The 13237-nt window shown below is 36.1% G+C and carries 15 protein-coding genes; 6 read left to right on the forward strand and 9 right to left on the reverse strand.

Annotation, left to right across the window (positions count from 1 at the left end; all coding sequences use genetic code 11):
- The first annotated feature begins 77 nt into the window (after nucleotides 1-77).
- Genes kduI through C8N37_RS13665 form a run of 3 tightly spaced genes read left to right on the forward strand, consistent with a single transcriptional unit; the run spans nucleotide 78 to nucleotide 2824 of the window.
- Nucleotides 78-923: a 5-dehydro-4-deoxy-D-glucuronate isomerase gene (gene kduI / locus C8N37_RS13655; RefSeq protein ID WP_108159394.1), complete on the forward strand. Its 846-nt coding sequence runs from the start codon at nucleotides 78-80 to the stop codon at nucleotides 921-923.
- 6 nt (nucleotides 924-929) lie between these two features.
- Entirely contained in the window at nucleotides 930-2054 is a 1125-nt protein-coding gene (locus C8N37_RS13660) for a DUF4861 family protein (protein WP_108159395.1), read from the forward strand.
- Nucleotides 2054-2824 (forward strand): SDR family NAD(P)-dependent oxidoreductase, encoded by a 771-nt coding sequence (locus tag C8N37_RS13665; protein WP_108159396.1) that lies wholly within the window; start codon nucleotides 2054-2056, stop codon nucleotides 2822-2824. The genes C8N37_RS13660 and C8N37_RS13665 overlap by 1 nt, the downstream gene beginning before the upstream one ends.
- A gap of 38 nt (nucleotides 2825-2862) precedes the next feature.
- On the opposite strand, the gene C8N37_RS13670 is transcribed toward C8N37_RS13665, so the two are convergent.
- Nucleotides 2863-3684 (reverse strand): formylglycine-generating enzyme family protein, encoded by an 822-nt coding sequence (locus C8N37_RS13670; protein ID WP_211322256.1) that lies wholly within the window; start codon nucleotides 3682-3684, stop codon nucleotides 2863-2865.
- A complete protein-coding gene (locus tag C8N37_RS13675) occupies nucleotides 3681-4439 on the reverse strand; it encodes a hypothetical protein (RefSeq protein ID WP_146171072.1) in 759 nt (252 codons plus the stop codon). The genes C8N37_RS13670 and C8N37_RS13675 overlap by 4 nt, the downstream gene beginning before the upstream one ends.
- A gap of 173 nt (nucleotides 4440-4612) precedes the next feature.
- On the opposite strand from C8N37_RS13675, the gene C8N37_RS13680 reads away from it, so the two are divergent.
- Entirely contained in the window at nucleotides 4613-5140 is a 528-nt protein-coding gene (locus C8N37_RS13680; protein ID WP_108159398.1) for a DUF2314 domain-containing protein, read from the forward strand.
- Nucleotides 5141-5178: 38 nt separating this feature from the next.
- Here the strand turns inward: C8N37_RS13680 and nadD are convergent, their stop codons facing one another.
- The 7 genes from nadD to dnaN form a co-directional block, all read right to left on the reverse strand.
- A complete protein-coding gene (nadD, locus tag C8N37_RS13685) occupies nucleotides 5179-5754 on the reverse strand; it encodes a nicotinate (nicotinamide) nucleotide adenylyltransferase (RefSeq protein WP_108159399.1) in 576 nt (191 codons plus the stop codon).
- 2 nt (nucleotides 5755-5756) lie between these two features.
- A complete protein-coding gene (gmk, locus tag C8N37_RS13690) occupies nucleotides 5757-6326 on the reverse strand; it encodes a guanylate kinase (protein WP_108159400.1) in 570 nt (189 codons plus the stop codon).
- Nucleotides 6327-6328: 2 nt separating this feature from the next.
- On the reverse strand, nucleotides 6329-7204 hold the full coding sequence (locus tag C8N37_RS13695) for a YicC/YloC family endoribonuclease (protein ID WP_108159401.1): 876 nt from the start codon (nucleotides 7202-7204) through the stop codon (nucleotides 6329-6331).
- 58 nt (nucleotides 7205-7262) lie between these two features.
- Nucleotides 7263-7832: a CAP domain-containing protein gene (locus tag C8N37_RS13700; RefSeq protein WP_108159402.1), complete on the reverse strand. Its 570-nt coding sequence runs from the start codon at nucleotides 7830-7832 to the stop codon at nucleotides 7263-7265.
- 42 nt (nucleotides 7833-7874) lie between these two features.
- Nucleotides 7875-8522 (reverse strand): DedA family protein, encoded by a 648-nt coding sequence (locus C8N37_RS13705; protein ID WP_108159403.1) that lies wholly within the window; start codon nucleotides 8520-8522, stop codon nucleotides 7875-7877.
- A 111-nt stretch (nucleotides 8523-8633) separates the two neighbouring features.
- The gene (locus tag C8N37_RS13710; protein WP_108159404.1) at nucleotides 8634-9293 is read right to left on the reverse strand and encodes a DedA family protein; all 660 of its coding nucleotides are present in this window, start codon (nucleotides 9291-9293) and stop codon (nucleotides 8634-8636) included.
- Between the two features lie 11 nt (nucleotides 9294-9304).
- Nucleotides 9305-10429, reverse strand: a complete 1125-nt coding sequence (gene dnaN / locus C8N37_RS13715) for a DNA polymerase III subunit beta (RefSeq protein ID WP_045754195.1) — start codon at nucleotides 10427-10429, stop codon at nucleotides 9305-9307.
- 224 nt (nucleotides 10430-10653) lie between these two features.
- On the opposite strand from dnaN, the gene C8N37_RS13720 reads away from it, so the two are divergent.
- Both C8N37_RS13720 and C8N37_RS13725 read left to right on the forward strand, forming a co-directional pair.
- Nucleotides 10654-11796, forward strand: a complete 1143-nt coding sequence (locus C8N37_RS13720; protein ID WP_108159405.1) for a DNA polymerase III subunit — start codon at nucleotides 10654-10656, stop codon at nucleotides 11794-11796.
- A gap of 6 nt (nucleotides 11797-11802) precedes the next feature.
- Nucleotides 11803-13188: a PSP1 domain-containing protein gene (locus C8N37_RS13725; RefSeq protein ID WP_108159406.1), complete on the forward strand. Its 1386-nt coding sequence runs from the start codon at nucleotides 11803-11805 to the stop codon at nucleotides 13186-13188.
- The last annotated feature ends 49 nt before the right edge of the window (nucleotides 13189-13237 follow it).

Raw genomic sequence — 13237 nt, forward strand, 5'->3', positions numbered from 1 at the left:
TATCGATTGCGAAGATTATTGTGGCTTATGATCTATTAATGTCTTATTTTTAACATATTTCTTAAATACGCTAAAATATGAAAACGAATTATGAGTCGCGCTACGCAATTAGCCCTAATGAATGTAAAACACTTGACACCAAGTCTTTAAGAGAGAACTTTTTAATTGAAAATATTTTTGAAGCAGACCAGATCCATTTTACCTATTCACACTATGATCGTTACATGGCAGGAGGCGCCATGCCTATTGCTGAGAAACTAAAATTGGAAACGATACCTGCCCTATTGAAAGAGCCCTATTTCCTCAGCAGAAGAGAATTGGGGATCATCAATGTTGGAGCAGCTGGGCAAGTTGAAGTCGATGGAACCATCTACGATCTAGCGAATAAAGAAGCTTTATATATCGGTAAAGGAGTTGAAGAGGTGTATTTCAGTAGCAAAGATGCATCAAATCCTGCAAAATTTTACCTGAATTCAACACCTGCTCATCATGCTTTTCCGACGAAAAAAGTGACAAAAGAATTGGCGAATAAAATCGAGCTTGGCACTCTCGAAACAGCAAACCATAGAACAATCAACCAAATGCTTTTGAATAAGATTGTCGATACCTGTCAGCTGCAAATGGGAATGACAGAGCTCAAGCCAGGTTCTGTTTGGAATACGATGCCCGCTCATACGCATGACCGTCGTATGGAAGTTTACTTTTATTTTGAAGTTCCAGAAGGTCAAGCAGTCGCCCACTTTATGGGACCAGTAGAGGAGACCCGTCATATTTGGATGAAAAATGAAGAAGCTGTCATTTCTCCCCCTTGGTCTATACACTCAGGAGCTGGAACGAGTAATTATACGTTTATCTGGGGTATGGCGGGAGAAAATTTAGATTACGATGATATGGACAAGTCTGCAATAACTGATTTAAAATAAAAAGGAATGAGATCATTACTATCAGCTGTCTGTATACTTGGGACTACATCAAGCTTATTTGCTCAAAATACTAGCTCTTTAATTATTCAGAATCCATCAACTTTCGAAAGAAAAGAAGTCATTAGCATTCCTTTCGAAAATTTTAAAAAGCATTTTGAATTAAAGGATACTATTTTCTCGATTACAGATCAAGAATCAAAAAAACCACTCATATTCCAATTGGAAAAAAGAGGAAAATCAACACCACAAAATGTATTGATTGCTGTAGATATTGCTCCTAAAGGAAAAATAGAACTGACAGTTTCTTCCGCTATTCCATCAAAAACAGCGAATAAAGTTTTTGCTCGCTATGTTCCCGAACGAAAAGATGATTTTGCATGGGAAAACAATGTGGTTGCCTTCAGAGCTTATGGGAAAACATTGGAAGGTACTTCTGAAGATGCACAAGGGTTTGATTATTGGGCTAAACGTACTGATGAGTTAATTATTGACGAATGGTATAGAACTGGGGATTATCATGCAGACCACGGTAAAGGCCTAGATTACTACTCTGTCGGTCAAACCTTAGGTGTTGGAGACATGGCTCTCTATTTTGACCAACAAATTCAATATACCAAACACTATCGCAAATATGAAATTCTTGACAACGGGCCTATACGGGCTAGCTTCAAATTAATCTATGAGCCTCAAGAAATAAGTGGTCAAAAGATTGCCATAGAAAAAGAAATCTCCATCGATGCAGAAAGTCAATTGAGCAAAATTAATGTTTATATTCATAATACGACAGCTGCCACGACACCTATTGTTATCGGTATTACTAAACGAAAAGAAGCTAATCCAACTATTGCAATTGATAAAAAAGCAAATTTCTTCGCGTATTGGGAACCAGAACAAAATGGAAACATAACCGGCACTGCCTTGGTGTTACCTCACGTTAAGAAAGATTTTATTGACACTCCAAATCAGTTTTTATGGAGCGTAAAGGCAAAAAATAATCAACCGCTGACCTATTACATGGGAGCCGCATTTAACAAGGCGGGCAAAATCACATCCATGGATGCTTGGAAAACTTATTTAAAGCAGGCATCAGAACAAATTCAAAAACCTTTAACCATTAGCTACAAAAAATAATGTCTATACTACAATCATTTGATTTAACAGGTAAAGTTGCCCTGGTTACAGGGTGCAAAAGAGGAATTGGTAAAGCAATGGCTGAGGCATTAGCAGAAGCTGGTGCGGATATTATCGGTGTTTCAGCTTCGTTGGAACTTGATAACTCTGCTATTCAAAAATCGGTGGAATCTCTCGGTAGAAAATTTTACGCATACCAATGTGATTTTTCAAAGCGAAAGGATCTATACGCATTTATCACAAAGGTAAAAGAGCAACATCCTATTATTGATATATTGGTCAACAATGCGGGCAATATCTTGCGCAAACCAGCTGCTGAGCATCCGGATGAATACTGGGATGAGATCATCGAAATCAATCAGAATGCACCATTTATTTTGACTAGAGAAATAGGTAAAGATATGATTTCACGTGGAACAGGAAAAGTTATTTTCACCGCATCTTTACTTTCTTTTCAAGGGGGAATCAATGTGCCGGGATATGCCGCATCAAAAGGTGCAATTGCCTCAATGACAAAAGCTTTTGCCAATGAGTGGGCTTCTCTTGGTGTCAATGTTAATGCTATTGCACCAGGATACATTGCAACAGACAATACAGAAGCCTTACGAGATGATCCCGAAAGATCTGCTTCTATTTTAGGTCGTATTCCTGCTGCAAGATGGGGACAGCCTCAAGACTTCAAAGGACCTATCGTATTCTTAAGTTCTGAGGCGTCTAACTACGTACATGGAACCATACTTACCGTTGATGGTGGCTGGATGGGACGATAATAAAAATATGCAGAGAGGCTTTCCTCTGGTCAGTCTCTCTACTTTTTCTTCGCGACTCGAAGACCTAGATTACTAAAAGATGCATTGGGGTTGACCGAACCTATATATTGCGAATTGAAGGAAGCACAACTGTTTTTACTGCACCACCATGAGCCACCGCGCGCATGCGCTACTTTTCGCCCTTGATCTCGAACTAGAGATCCTTCGCAAAATTCAAAAACATTGCCGTATACATCATATAAACCCCATGGATTTGCTTTAAATGTTTTAACAGGTGAAGTATATAGAAAACCATCTGTCGTATCGGCGACTAAATGATTTCTTCCGTGCCATATATTAGCATAATCCATGATGTTATCTAACTCTACACCTTCAAAATATTTGGTTTGCGAGCCCGCTCTTGAAGCTACTTCCCATTCCTCTAATGATGGTAGACGAACTCCTGCCCATTCGCAATAGGCTAATGCATCACGATAGGATATGCAGGTAACGGGATGATTCATTTTATCTTCAATGCCCCCCCTACTTGTACCATTTGGAAATCGCCAATAGGCCGTACTATCCTGCAACCATCGAAATTCTGCTAACCCGGGCTCAAAGACCATGGCATTGTGAAATCGTTCTGCCAGCGTGATATAATCGGTCGACGCTACAAATGCCGCAAATGCTTCATTGGTTAATTCGGTCTCAGCAATTGAAAAGTGAGAAAGCGTAACTGCTCTCCTTGGGTTATCTAAACTGAGTGTATCGCCTAAGATATATGTACCTGCTTCTATATCAATAAACCTTTGCACTTGCGCAAATGAATGACTGGTGCAAATAACCATTCCAAGCAATAAAATCCAGAAGTTCTTGATCATTTCAAAGTCTTTTCTTTATAATAACGACTAGCGCGTTCACAGATTAAAACTTCATTTGCTTTATTATAATTCAGGAAGGAATAATAATTAGCATCAGGACCATATAATTTCTGGTAAGAAGTTGATTTCATAAACTCATCAAACTCTCCTCGTTTCATTAAAAGCATCAGTAAGGTCAATGCATCCTTATCTTGAGCTGTGCTTTTGATATAACTAATGATAAAGGGAATCATTTCCCAAGCATTCATTTCTAAGATTGCTTCTTTATAATTTACACCCATACGTTTACTCCGGACGACCGATTCTTGAATGAGTTTCATCACAGAATCGCGGTTTCCCATTAGAAAATCGGCTTGTCTTTGACTCCAGCTCGCTTCATTAAATCCTGTTTCCAATTGACTGAAAATCCTTTTTTGAATATCGTTTTGATATTCTGGAATAGCACAATTCTGTTGGCTAAGCTCTGCATGAATCATGACATAGGTAAACTTTTCTCTTAAACTTAATGATTTAAATTGTGTTGCACTTATAGCTTCTATACCACCGTCCGAACTGCCCAATGGATCTTCTTTAAATGTAATGGTTTCAATCATTTTTTTTACTTTGGCTAACCCATAAGGCGGTATAGTCATTTTAGTGCGCAATTCGTAACCTTTTTCATCTCTGCTATAAGAACTGCCATCAACCTCATTCGATTGAGCAAAGGCGTTTATAAAGCCAAATAATAAGATAAGTAATAGTACGTGAGTTCTCATCGTTTTTTCTTTAAAAATAATCAAAACTGTTGAATTAAATGTTTGTTGAAGATATGAATAAACGGTTAGAGGAAAACTGCTTACTGATGGCGGTATCATCGAGCACATATTTCAATTTTTTTTAAAATTTATTATCTTGGGTTTTCATCTTTAAAAAAATATAAATAAATAACATGATCCAACAATCAAAAAACAGATCGATTTCAAACAGCATTATCCTAATTTTAATATGTTCACTTTTCTTATCTTCTTGTCAAAACGGGATTAAAGAAAAGATCAAGAATGATGATATCATTGAGTTCCAAAAAGATGATGAAATCATGAATCAAGCTATCGCTGAAGCCAATAAGACTTTTAAAAATTTTGATGACGCATTTAAACAGCCTCAGGAAGGATATGAAAGTTTTGCTATTAAGGTGAAATTTGATACCGAAGATGGAGGTGGTGAACACATCTGGATTGGTGATTTAACTTCTGATGGGAAATCGTACAGTGGTACTGTAAATAATGAACCTCAATTGACAAAGGCCGTAAAATTTGGAGATCGAGTTACCATAGACCCTAAAACAATTTCTGACTGGATGTATTTGGATAAAGGAGTTTTACGAGGAGGTTATACGATTCGCGTGATGAAAAATAACCTGTCAGATGATGAAAAAAAAGCTTTTGACCAAGAGGTCGGTTTTATCATTGAAGATTAGTATTCATAAAAAAGAGCGAAACTGGGTTTCGCTCTTTTTTATGAATATAAGCCTTTTTTCTCGATAAAATCTAAGACTTTGTCTGGAGTATAAAATTTGATATTTTTACCTTCTTTGATCGATTTTCTTAGAAAAGTTGAAGATAGTTCCATCATAGGTGTCTGAGTCATCGTGATGGATGGATGCTCTTTCATGGTATTGCCACTATATCCTGGTCTTGGATAGACGTAGATGTGATAATCTCTTAATATGACATCACTGTTCTTCCATTTGGAAAAGGTTTCCAAGTTGTCCTCCCCCATAATCAAAACAAAATCATGTGAAGGATATTTCTCCGCTAGATGCGTTAAGGTATCAATGGTATAAGAGGGTTGCGGCAAACCAAACTCGATAGCACTCACTTTTAAGTTGTCGGTATCTTCTATCGCTAGATTGACCATCTCCAGCCGATCGTACATATTTCCTAGGCTTTCCTTCTTCTTAAACGGATTTTGTGGAGAAACCACAAACCATACCTCGTCCAATTCTGTATAATTAGCCATATAATTAGCAATTATTAAATGACCTACATGCACGGGATTAAAAGATCCAAAGAATAAACCAACTTTAGCCATGACTATTTGTTCAGAAATTCCATCACTAATTTTTCTGCCTCAACCACAGCGACGTCTAAGTCATAATTTTTTAATATGACATCGAATTTATCAGCATATGATAATTCTGATTCTGCTTTTGCAAATCGTTCCTGCAATTTTTCTTCTGAATCGGTTCCTCTTCCACGAAGACGTTCTTTTAATACTTCCAAAGATGGAGGTTGCACAAAAATAGATAAGGCTTCATCTGGAAACTTAGAACGTAATCGTAATCCACCGATCACATCAATATCAAAAATAACATGCTTACCTTTTGCCCAGATGCGTTCTACTTCCGAACGCAGTGTTCCATAAAAGGTGCCAGAGTACACTTCTTCAAATTCAATAAATTCTTGTTTGGCAATTTTATGCAAAAAGTCTTCTTTCGAAATAAAGTAATAATCTTTACCATCTATTTCTTCACCGCGAGGCTCTCGTGTACTTGCTGAAATGGAAAATTCCAACTTATCACCATGTTTACCTAATAAACTTTTTACTATTGTTGTTTTACCTGCGCCCGATGGTGCGGAGAATATAATTAACTTACCTGCCATTCCTATAATACGTTGAGCAATTGCTCTTTAATTTTTTCTAATTCTTCTTTCATTTTTACCACGATCTGCTGAATTCCAGCGTGATTTGCTTTTGATCCCAAAGTATTAATCTCTCTACCCATTTCCTGAGATATAAATCCAAGTTTCTTACCGTTGGAATCCGATGCGGTCAATGCTTTTTGAAAATAACGACAGTGTGAACGTAAACGTACTTTCTCTTCTGTGATATCTAATTTATCGATATAATAAATCAACTCCTGCTCAAAACGATTTTTATCTACGTTTTCCTTGCCTACTGTATCCTCCAGATAATGTCCGATACGTTCTCTGATTAAAGGAATACGATCCATCTCCACAGATTCGACTTCTGTTAAATAAGTTAAGATCAATTCAACACGATCAGTTAGGTCCTGCGATAATACTGCGCCTTCGTCTGCTCGGAAAAGATTAAAGTGGTCTACTGCGGCATAAAATGCTTCTAATAATAATTTTGATTCTTCTTCATCAACTTCATTATCATTATTGGCAATTACCTCCGGCATATTAAGAGCTAATTCGAAAAGAGAAACTTGTTTATCCCCCAATTCAAAAGCAATCTGTTGTAATTGTGTATAGTATTTTTTTAGCAAATCTGCATTTATAGTGGATGCTTTTGCTGTTTGATCAGTATATTCAACATTCACATACAGGTTTACCTTACCTCTTTCGATCAGTTTACTACACTCTGTACGTAATGTCAATTCCTTATCTGAAACCGCTTTGGGTAAGCGAAGATTCAATTCAAGAAATTTAGAATTCAAGGATTTAATCTCGACACTGTACTTAACTTTTCCATTGTCTTTTACAGCAGTGCCGTATCCTGTCATTGATTTTATCATATGCAAAGGTAAGAAACATTCCAATAATGCATAATATCAAGACTATAAATTGATTAATTTACCAATCATGCTTGGCAATAATGACACATAAATAGCTTTTTTGATTACCTTTCTTGCCTACTGTGACATAGCCAATACCAATATCATATAATGATGCATTCCAATCATCCATGCCCAATAAGTGTTTTCGATGATGATATCCGGGTGCTTCTTTACCAATGATGAGGCCTTTTATCGCTTCACTAGCACTTGGCCAATTCCAGGCGATAGATTCGAAATTATTTGCTTTTTTATTTTTCAGCCAGCTTGCATTTAAATCATAACCTGACTTTTGAATGTAATAATTGGGACCTATTCCGTCTGGATTGACGTGGTCAAAATAATTTCTTCTGGCCATGTCCTCGGCACGATCTTCCGCAACAGCAGCTAGCTTTTTATTCCAATTCAATGGTTTTCTGGTCACCTTATCCAAATTGAATAATCCGAGTTTCTTTTTATACCGTTCGGGATGCCGACGGATATCATTTAGAAGTTCAAATGCTGCTTTAGCCTGTTTTTTTTCAACTCGAACTTGCGCCGATGAAAAAGTAAACACGAAACTGAGAAAGATAAAAAGTAGATACTTCATACACATATTTAGATAAAGCAGACTCAAAAAAGGGTAATTGGTTTAGACCTTTATTGATTTTTTAGTCTTCCATACCTGTATAAGCATGGGAAACAGGCTAATAAAAATAATGACGAGTACTACGATCGAAAAATGGTTTTTAAAGAATGGAAGTTGACCAAAGAAATAGCCTGCGAATAGAAATAAGGTTACCCAGAGAAAACCCCCAAGCATATTATAAGTTCCAAATTGGGGATAGGGCATCTTACTTATCCCCGCAACAAATGGGGCGAATGTGCGTACAATCGGAACAAATCGTGCATAGATAATCGTTTTGGAACCGTGATTTAAATAGAAGGATTGAGTTCGCTCCAAATATTCGGGTTTAAAAATTTTAGATCCCGTTTTGAATACACGGAGCCCTAAATATTTTCCGATTTCATAATTGACAAAATCACCTAGAATAGCTGCAAATATCAAAAAAAGCCAAAATAAAAGTAATGATAAACCGCTCTCAGGAATGGCAATGATAGCCCCTAGAGCAAATAAGACAGAGTCTCCTGGCAAAAATGGAGCAACCACTAATCCTGTTTCTGCAAATACAATTAAAAATAAAACGAGATAGGTCCATCCTTCATACTCATGCACGATCTGCACTAAGTGTCTATCGATATGAAAAATAAAATCAACAATATTGGTCAAGATCTCCATACATCGAATTCTTTTGAATAAACTGCTAGGTATATATTACGGTATCTTTCTATCCAGTAATTGATCCGTTGCTACTATGATCATAATCGGGTATATAAAAAAAGGAAGCTTTTAAGCTTCCTTTTTCTTTTTAAATTTTTCTTTTACGACTTCAAAGACAATCGGTAGTATGGATAATAGAATAATCAATAATACCACTTTTGAAAAATTATCTCTAATAATCGGTATGTTTCCTAAGAAATAACCTGCTAATGTAATTCCAACTACCCAAAGAACTGCTCCAATAACATTATAGGTTATAAAAGTACCATAATGCATTCTGCCAATACCTCCGACAAATGGTGCTAAAGTTCTTACAATAGGTACAAAGCGTGCAATAACGATTGTCTTGCTTCCATACTTCTCATAGAATGCATGAGTTTTCTGAATCTGCTCATCCTTAATGACCTGTTTTCCAAAAAGTTTAAACTTGGTCATCTGCATACCAAAACGTTTCCCGATCGAGTAATTAAGCGAATCTCCCGATATCGCAGCTACCAATAGGATGACAATCATCAACCAAACATTCAATTCGTTGGGCTGTGCTGCAAGCATACCAGATGCAAAAAGTAAGGAATCTCCTGGTAAAAATGGCATTACGACTACTCCTGTTTCGACAAAAATAATCAAAAACAAAATGAGGTAAGTCCAAGTATTATAATCATTTACAATTTCTAGTAAATGTTTATCAATATGCAGAATAAAATCAATAATATGCGTTATAACTTCCAAAGCAATCTGAATTAACCTATGTTATTTAACATAACCGGCATAACCAGCATTAAAATATCTTCATTTTCTTCTGCTACTGCTGGAATTAATAATCCGGCACGGTTTGCTGTACTCATTTCGATCACAACTTCTTCACTCGCCAAATTATTCAACATCTCTACTAAAAATTTAGCGTTGAAACCAATCTCCATATCTTCTCCTTCAAACTGACAGCCTAAACGCTCATGAGCTTCGTTAGAAAAATCTAGATCTTCTGCTGAGATATTTAATTCGCTACCTGAGATTTTCAAACGTACTTGATGGGTCGTTTTATTGGCAAAAATAACGACACGACGTAGCGTATTTAAGAATAATAAACGATCAACAGTTAATTTGTTTGGATTCACTTGCGGAATGACAGCTTCATAATCTGGGTAACGCTCGTCAATCAAACGACAAATTAAATTGATGTTACCAAAACTGAAAAAGGCATTAGTAGAATTATATTCAATCGATACATTAATATCTTCAGATGGTAAAGAAGATTTCAGTAAGGATAACGCTTTTTTAGGAAGGATCAATGAAGCCGGTTTTTCTACACCTATATCAGATCTTCTATAACGAACTAATTTATGTGCATCTGTGGATACAAATGTAATCGCTTTATCTCCCAATTGAACTAAAACACCTGACATCGCGGGTCTCAATTCATCGTTACTGACAGCAAAGATGGTTTTACTGATTGCTTCTGCCAATATTGGAGCAGGCATGTTTACCGTATGAGCATTATCAATAACAGGAATTTTAGGGAAATCTTCAGGATTTTCACCACTCAACTTGTATTTACCATCACCAGCGCTTATTTCAATCGCTAATGTATTGTTGTCAACAAAAAAAGCAACAGGCTGATCCGGCAATGTTTTTAAAGTCTCGATTAAAATTTTAGAAGGCATCGCTACTTTTCCTTCTTCTTTAGCCTCAATTTGCAATGACGTAACCATGCTTGTTTGCAAATCTGTTGCAGAAATTGTTAACGTATTGTCTTTTATTTCAAAAAGAAAGTTCTCTAATATGGGTAGAACTGTACTACTACTTGAAGCGCCATTAATAGCTTGAAGTTGTTTTAATAAAATCGATGTGGATACTATAAATCTCATTTCCTAAAATTATGAATTATATCTGCAATATTACGCAAAAGAATCTACATTTTTTAATCAGCGGTATGCAAATCATGCAAAAGCGGCTTTCAAAACAAAATCAATATCAAAGACTCTAAATCATTGGATTTCAATAAAATTAATCCCATTTAAGCCAATTATATTTTGTTTATAAATAAATGCTGTCTATTATTTATTACATTTGTATAGACTAGCAGTAGTATATGCAATTTAAAGAAATAATTGGACATGATTTAGTTAAAGCACATCTGATCAGCACAGTTCGTGATAACCGTGTTAGTCATGCTCAACTATTTCTTGGCCCAGAAGGATCTGGTTCTTTAGCTTTGGCTTTGGCTTATGCGCAATTAATCAATTGCGAAAATAAATTAGAGGATGATAGTTGTGGTCAATGTGCTTCTTGTCGAAAATACAGTAAGCTTATCCACCCCGATTTACATTTTTCATATCCTTTCATTGCCAAGCATAAAGATGATCATGCTGCTACATTCATGGACAATTGGCGTAAGGCTTTTTTAAATAATCCTTATTTGGGTTTAGAAAATTGGCGACAACAACTTGATGCGGATAATAAGCAAGTTAATATCAATATTGCAGAAGCACATGAAATTATTAAAAAACTGAGTCTAAAATCTTTTGAAGCAGAATATAAGGTGCTAATTATGTGGCTCCCTGAATATTTAGAAAAAGAAGGCAATGCATTACTAAAACTGATTGAAGAACCACCGGAAAAAACATTGTTTCTTTTGGTTGCTGAAAATCAAGATAAAATATTAAATACCATTATTTCGAGAACGCAGCTTGTCAAAATCAATAAGTTGAGCCATCAGGCTATTACTTCTTATTTAACTGAAAGTAAGCATCTTGAAGAATCCGAAGCGAGAGAGATTGCTTTTATAGCAGATGGCAATGTCCAGGAAGCTATAAATATGATTGATCTACACACCAATAATCATTTTGAACTTTTGGTCAAATGGTTGCGTTTGGCCGTTCAAGATTCGGGCTTAAATATCATTAGCATTTGCGAGGATGAATTAGCTAAATTAGGTCGAGAGAATCAAAAAACTTTTTTGATGTATGCCATTAACATCATGCGTCAAATTGTTTTAATTAAACAAGACCTATCAAGCCTAGTATTCCTTCCTGCGCATGAACTTGATTTTGTCAACAAGTTTGCTACTCATTATACCCTTGAACAGATTGAAGAGACAATCAATTTGTTTGAAACAACACATTATAGTGTAGAAAGAAATGCAAATCCTAAAATATTATTTTTAGATTTATCTTTGCAATTAGTATTAATGTTTAAATACAAAACGTTTCCGAAAGGAACTCAATATATATAGAAAACTATGGGATGTGGCAGTTGCTCATCCGGCGGAGGTTGTGGAAGTACGACGACAGTGGGCGGTACTCCAGCAGGTTGCCAAAATAATGGCTCTTGCATGACTAGCGGATGTAATAAATTAGATGTATATGACTGGCTATCTGATATGGATATGCCATCCAACTATAAACCTTTTGACATTGTAGAAGTTCGATTTAAGGGATCGAGAAAGGATTTCTTTATCAATTCTGACAATTTATATTTAGAAATTGGTGAAATGGTTGCTGTAGAACCTACTACAGGCGGATATGATATAGGACATGTTTCTCTAACAGGAGAACTGGTTCGCTTACAATTGAAGAAAAACAATGTAAGTTTAGAAAGTGTAACCAAGAAAATTTATCGTAAACCTACAGAGTTAGATGTTGAAAAATTCAACATCGCAAAAGATTTGGAATGGGAAACCATGCATAAAGCTAGAAATTTGGCTTTGGAATTGGGTCTTTCTATGAAAATATCGGATGTGGATTATCAAGGCGATAAAACCAAGGCAACTTTCTATTATACGGCAGAGGGCCGTGTCGATTTCCGTGAATTAATCAAAAGAATGGCTGAATCATTCCGGATCCGGATTGAAATGAGGCAAATTGGTATGAGACAAGAAGCAAGTCGCCTCGGCGGAATAGGTTCTTGTGGTCGAGAATTGTGTTGTTCTACGTGGTTGACAGATTTCAAAACAGTCTCCACTTCGGCAGCAAGATATCAAAATCTATCGCTGAATACCTTAAAATTAGCAGGACAATGTGGCAAATTAAAATGCTGCTTAAACTACGAACTGGATAGCTATATGGATGCCCTAAAAGACATTCCAAATAATATAGACCGCATCGAAACAACCAAGGGTAATGCATATTTGCAAAAAACCGATATTTTCAAAAAAATGATGTGGTTTTCTTATCCTGGAGCAGAAAGCTGGATTGCCATACCGGTCGATCAAGTAAAAGAATTGATCGAGAAAAATAAACAGGGAATTAAAGTGGACGAATTGGTCACAACTATTGAAGTTGAGATCAAAGAAGAAAAAATTATTAATTACGATTACGAAAATGTGGTAGGACAAGATAGCCTGACACGTCTAGACGAAAAAAATAAAAGAAAACGTAATAGTAAAAGTAAAGCTAAGCCCAATAATCGGACAAGAGGTACTTCCGAACAAGTCGTAAAACCACAGGTAGTAAAAACCGAAAAACCTCAACAGAAGCAAGATAAAGCTCCTAAAGCAGCTGCTGCGGATAAAAATACGACAGCACCACAAAATAAAGAGGGAACAACAAATAGACCCAAAAGAAGATTCAATAAGAATCGAAATAACAGAAATAAGGGCAATAATTCGGCTCCTTCTACAGAATAATAAGTTTATGACAACAATTGGCGAGAAGTATGATTCTCGCCAATTTGAT

The organism is Sphingobacterium faecium, from assembly GCF_003054045.1.
GTDB lineage: Bacteria > Bacteroidota > Bacteroidia > Sphingobacteriales > Sphingobacteriaceae > Sphingobacterium > Sphingobacterium faecium.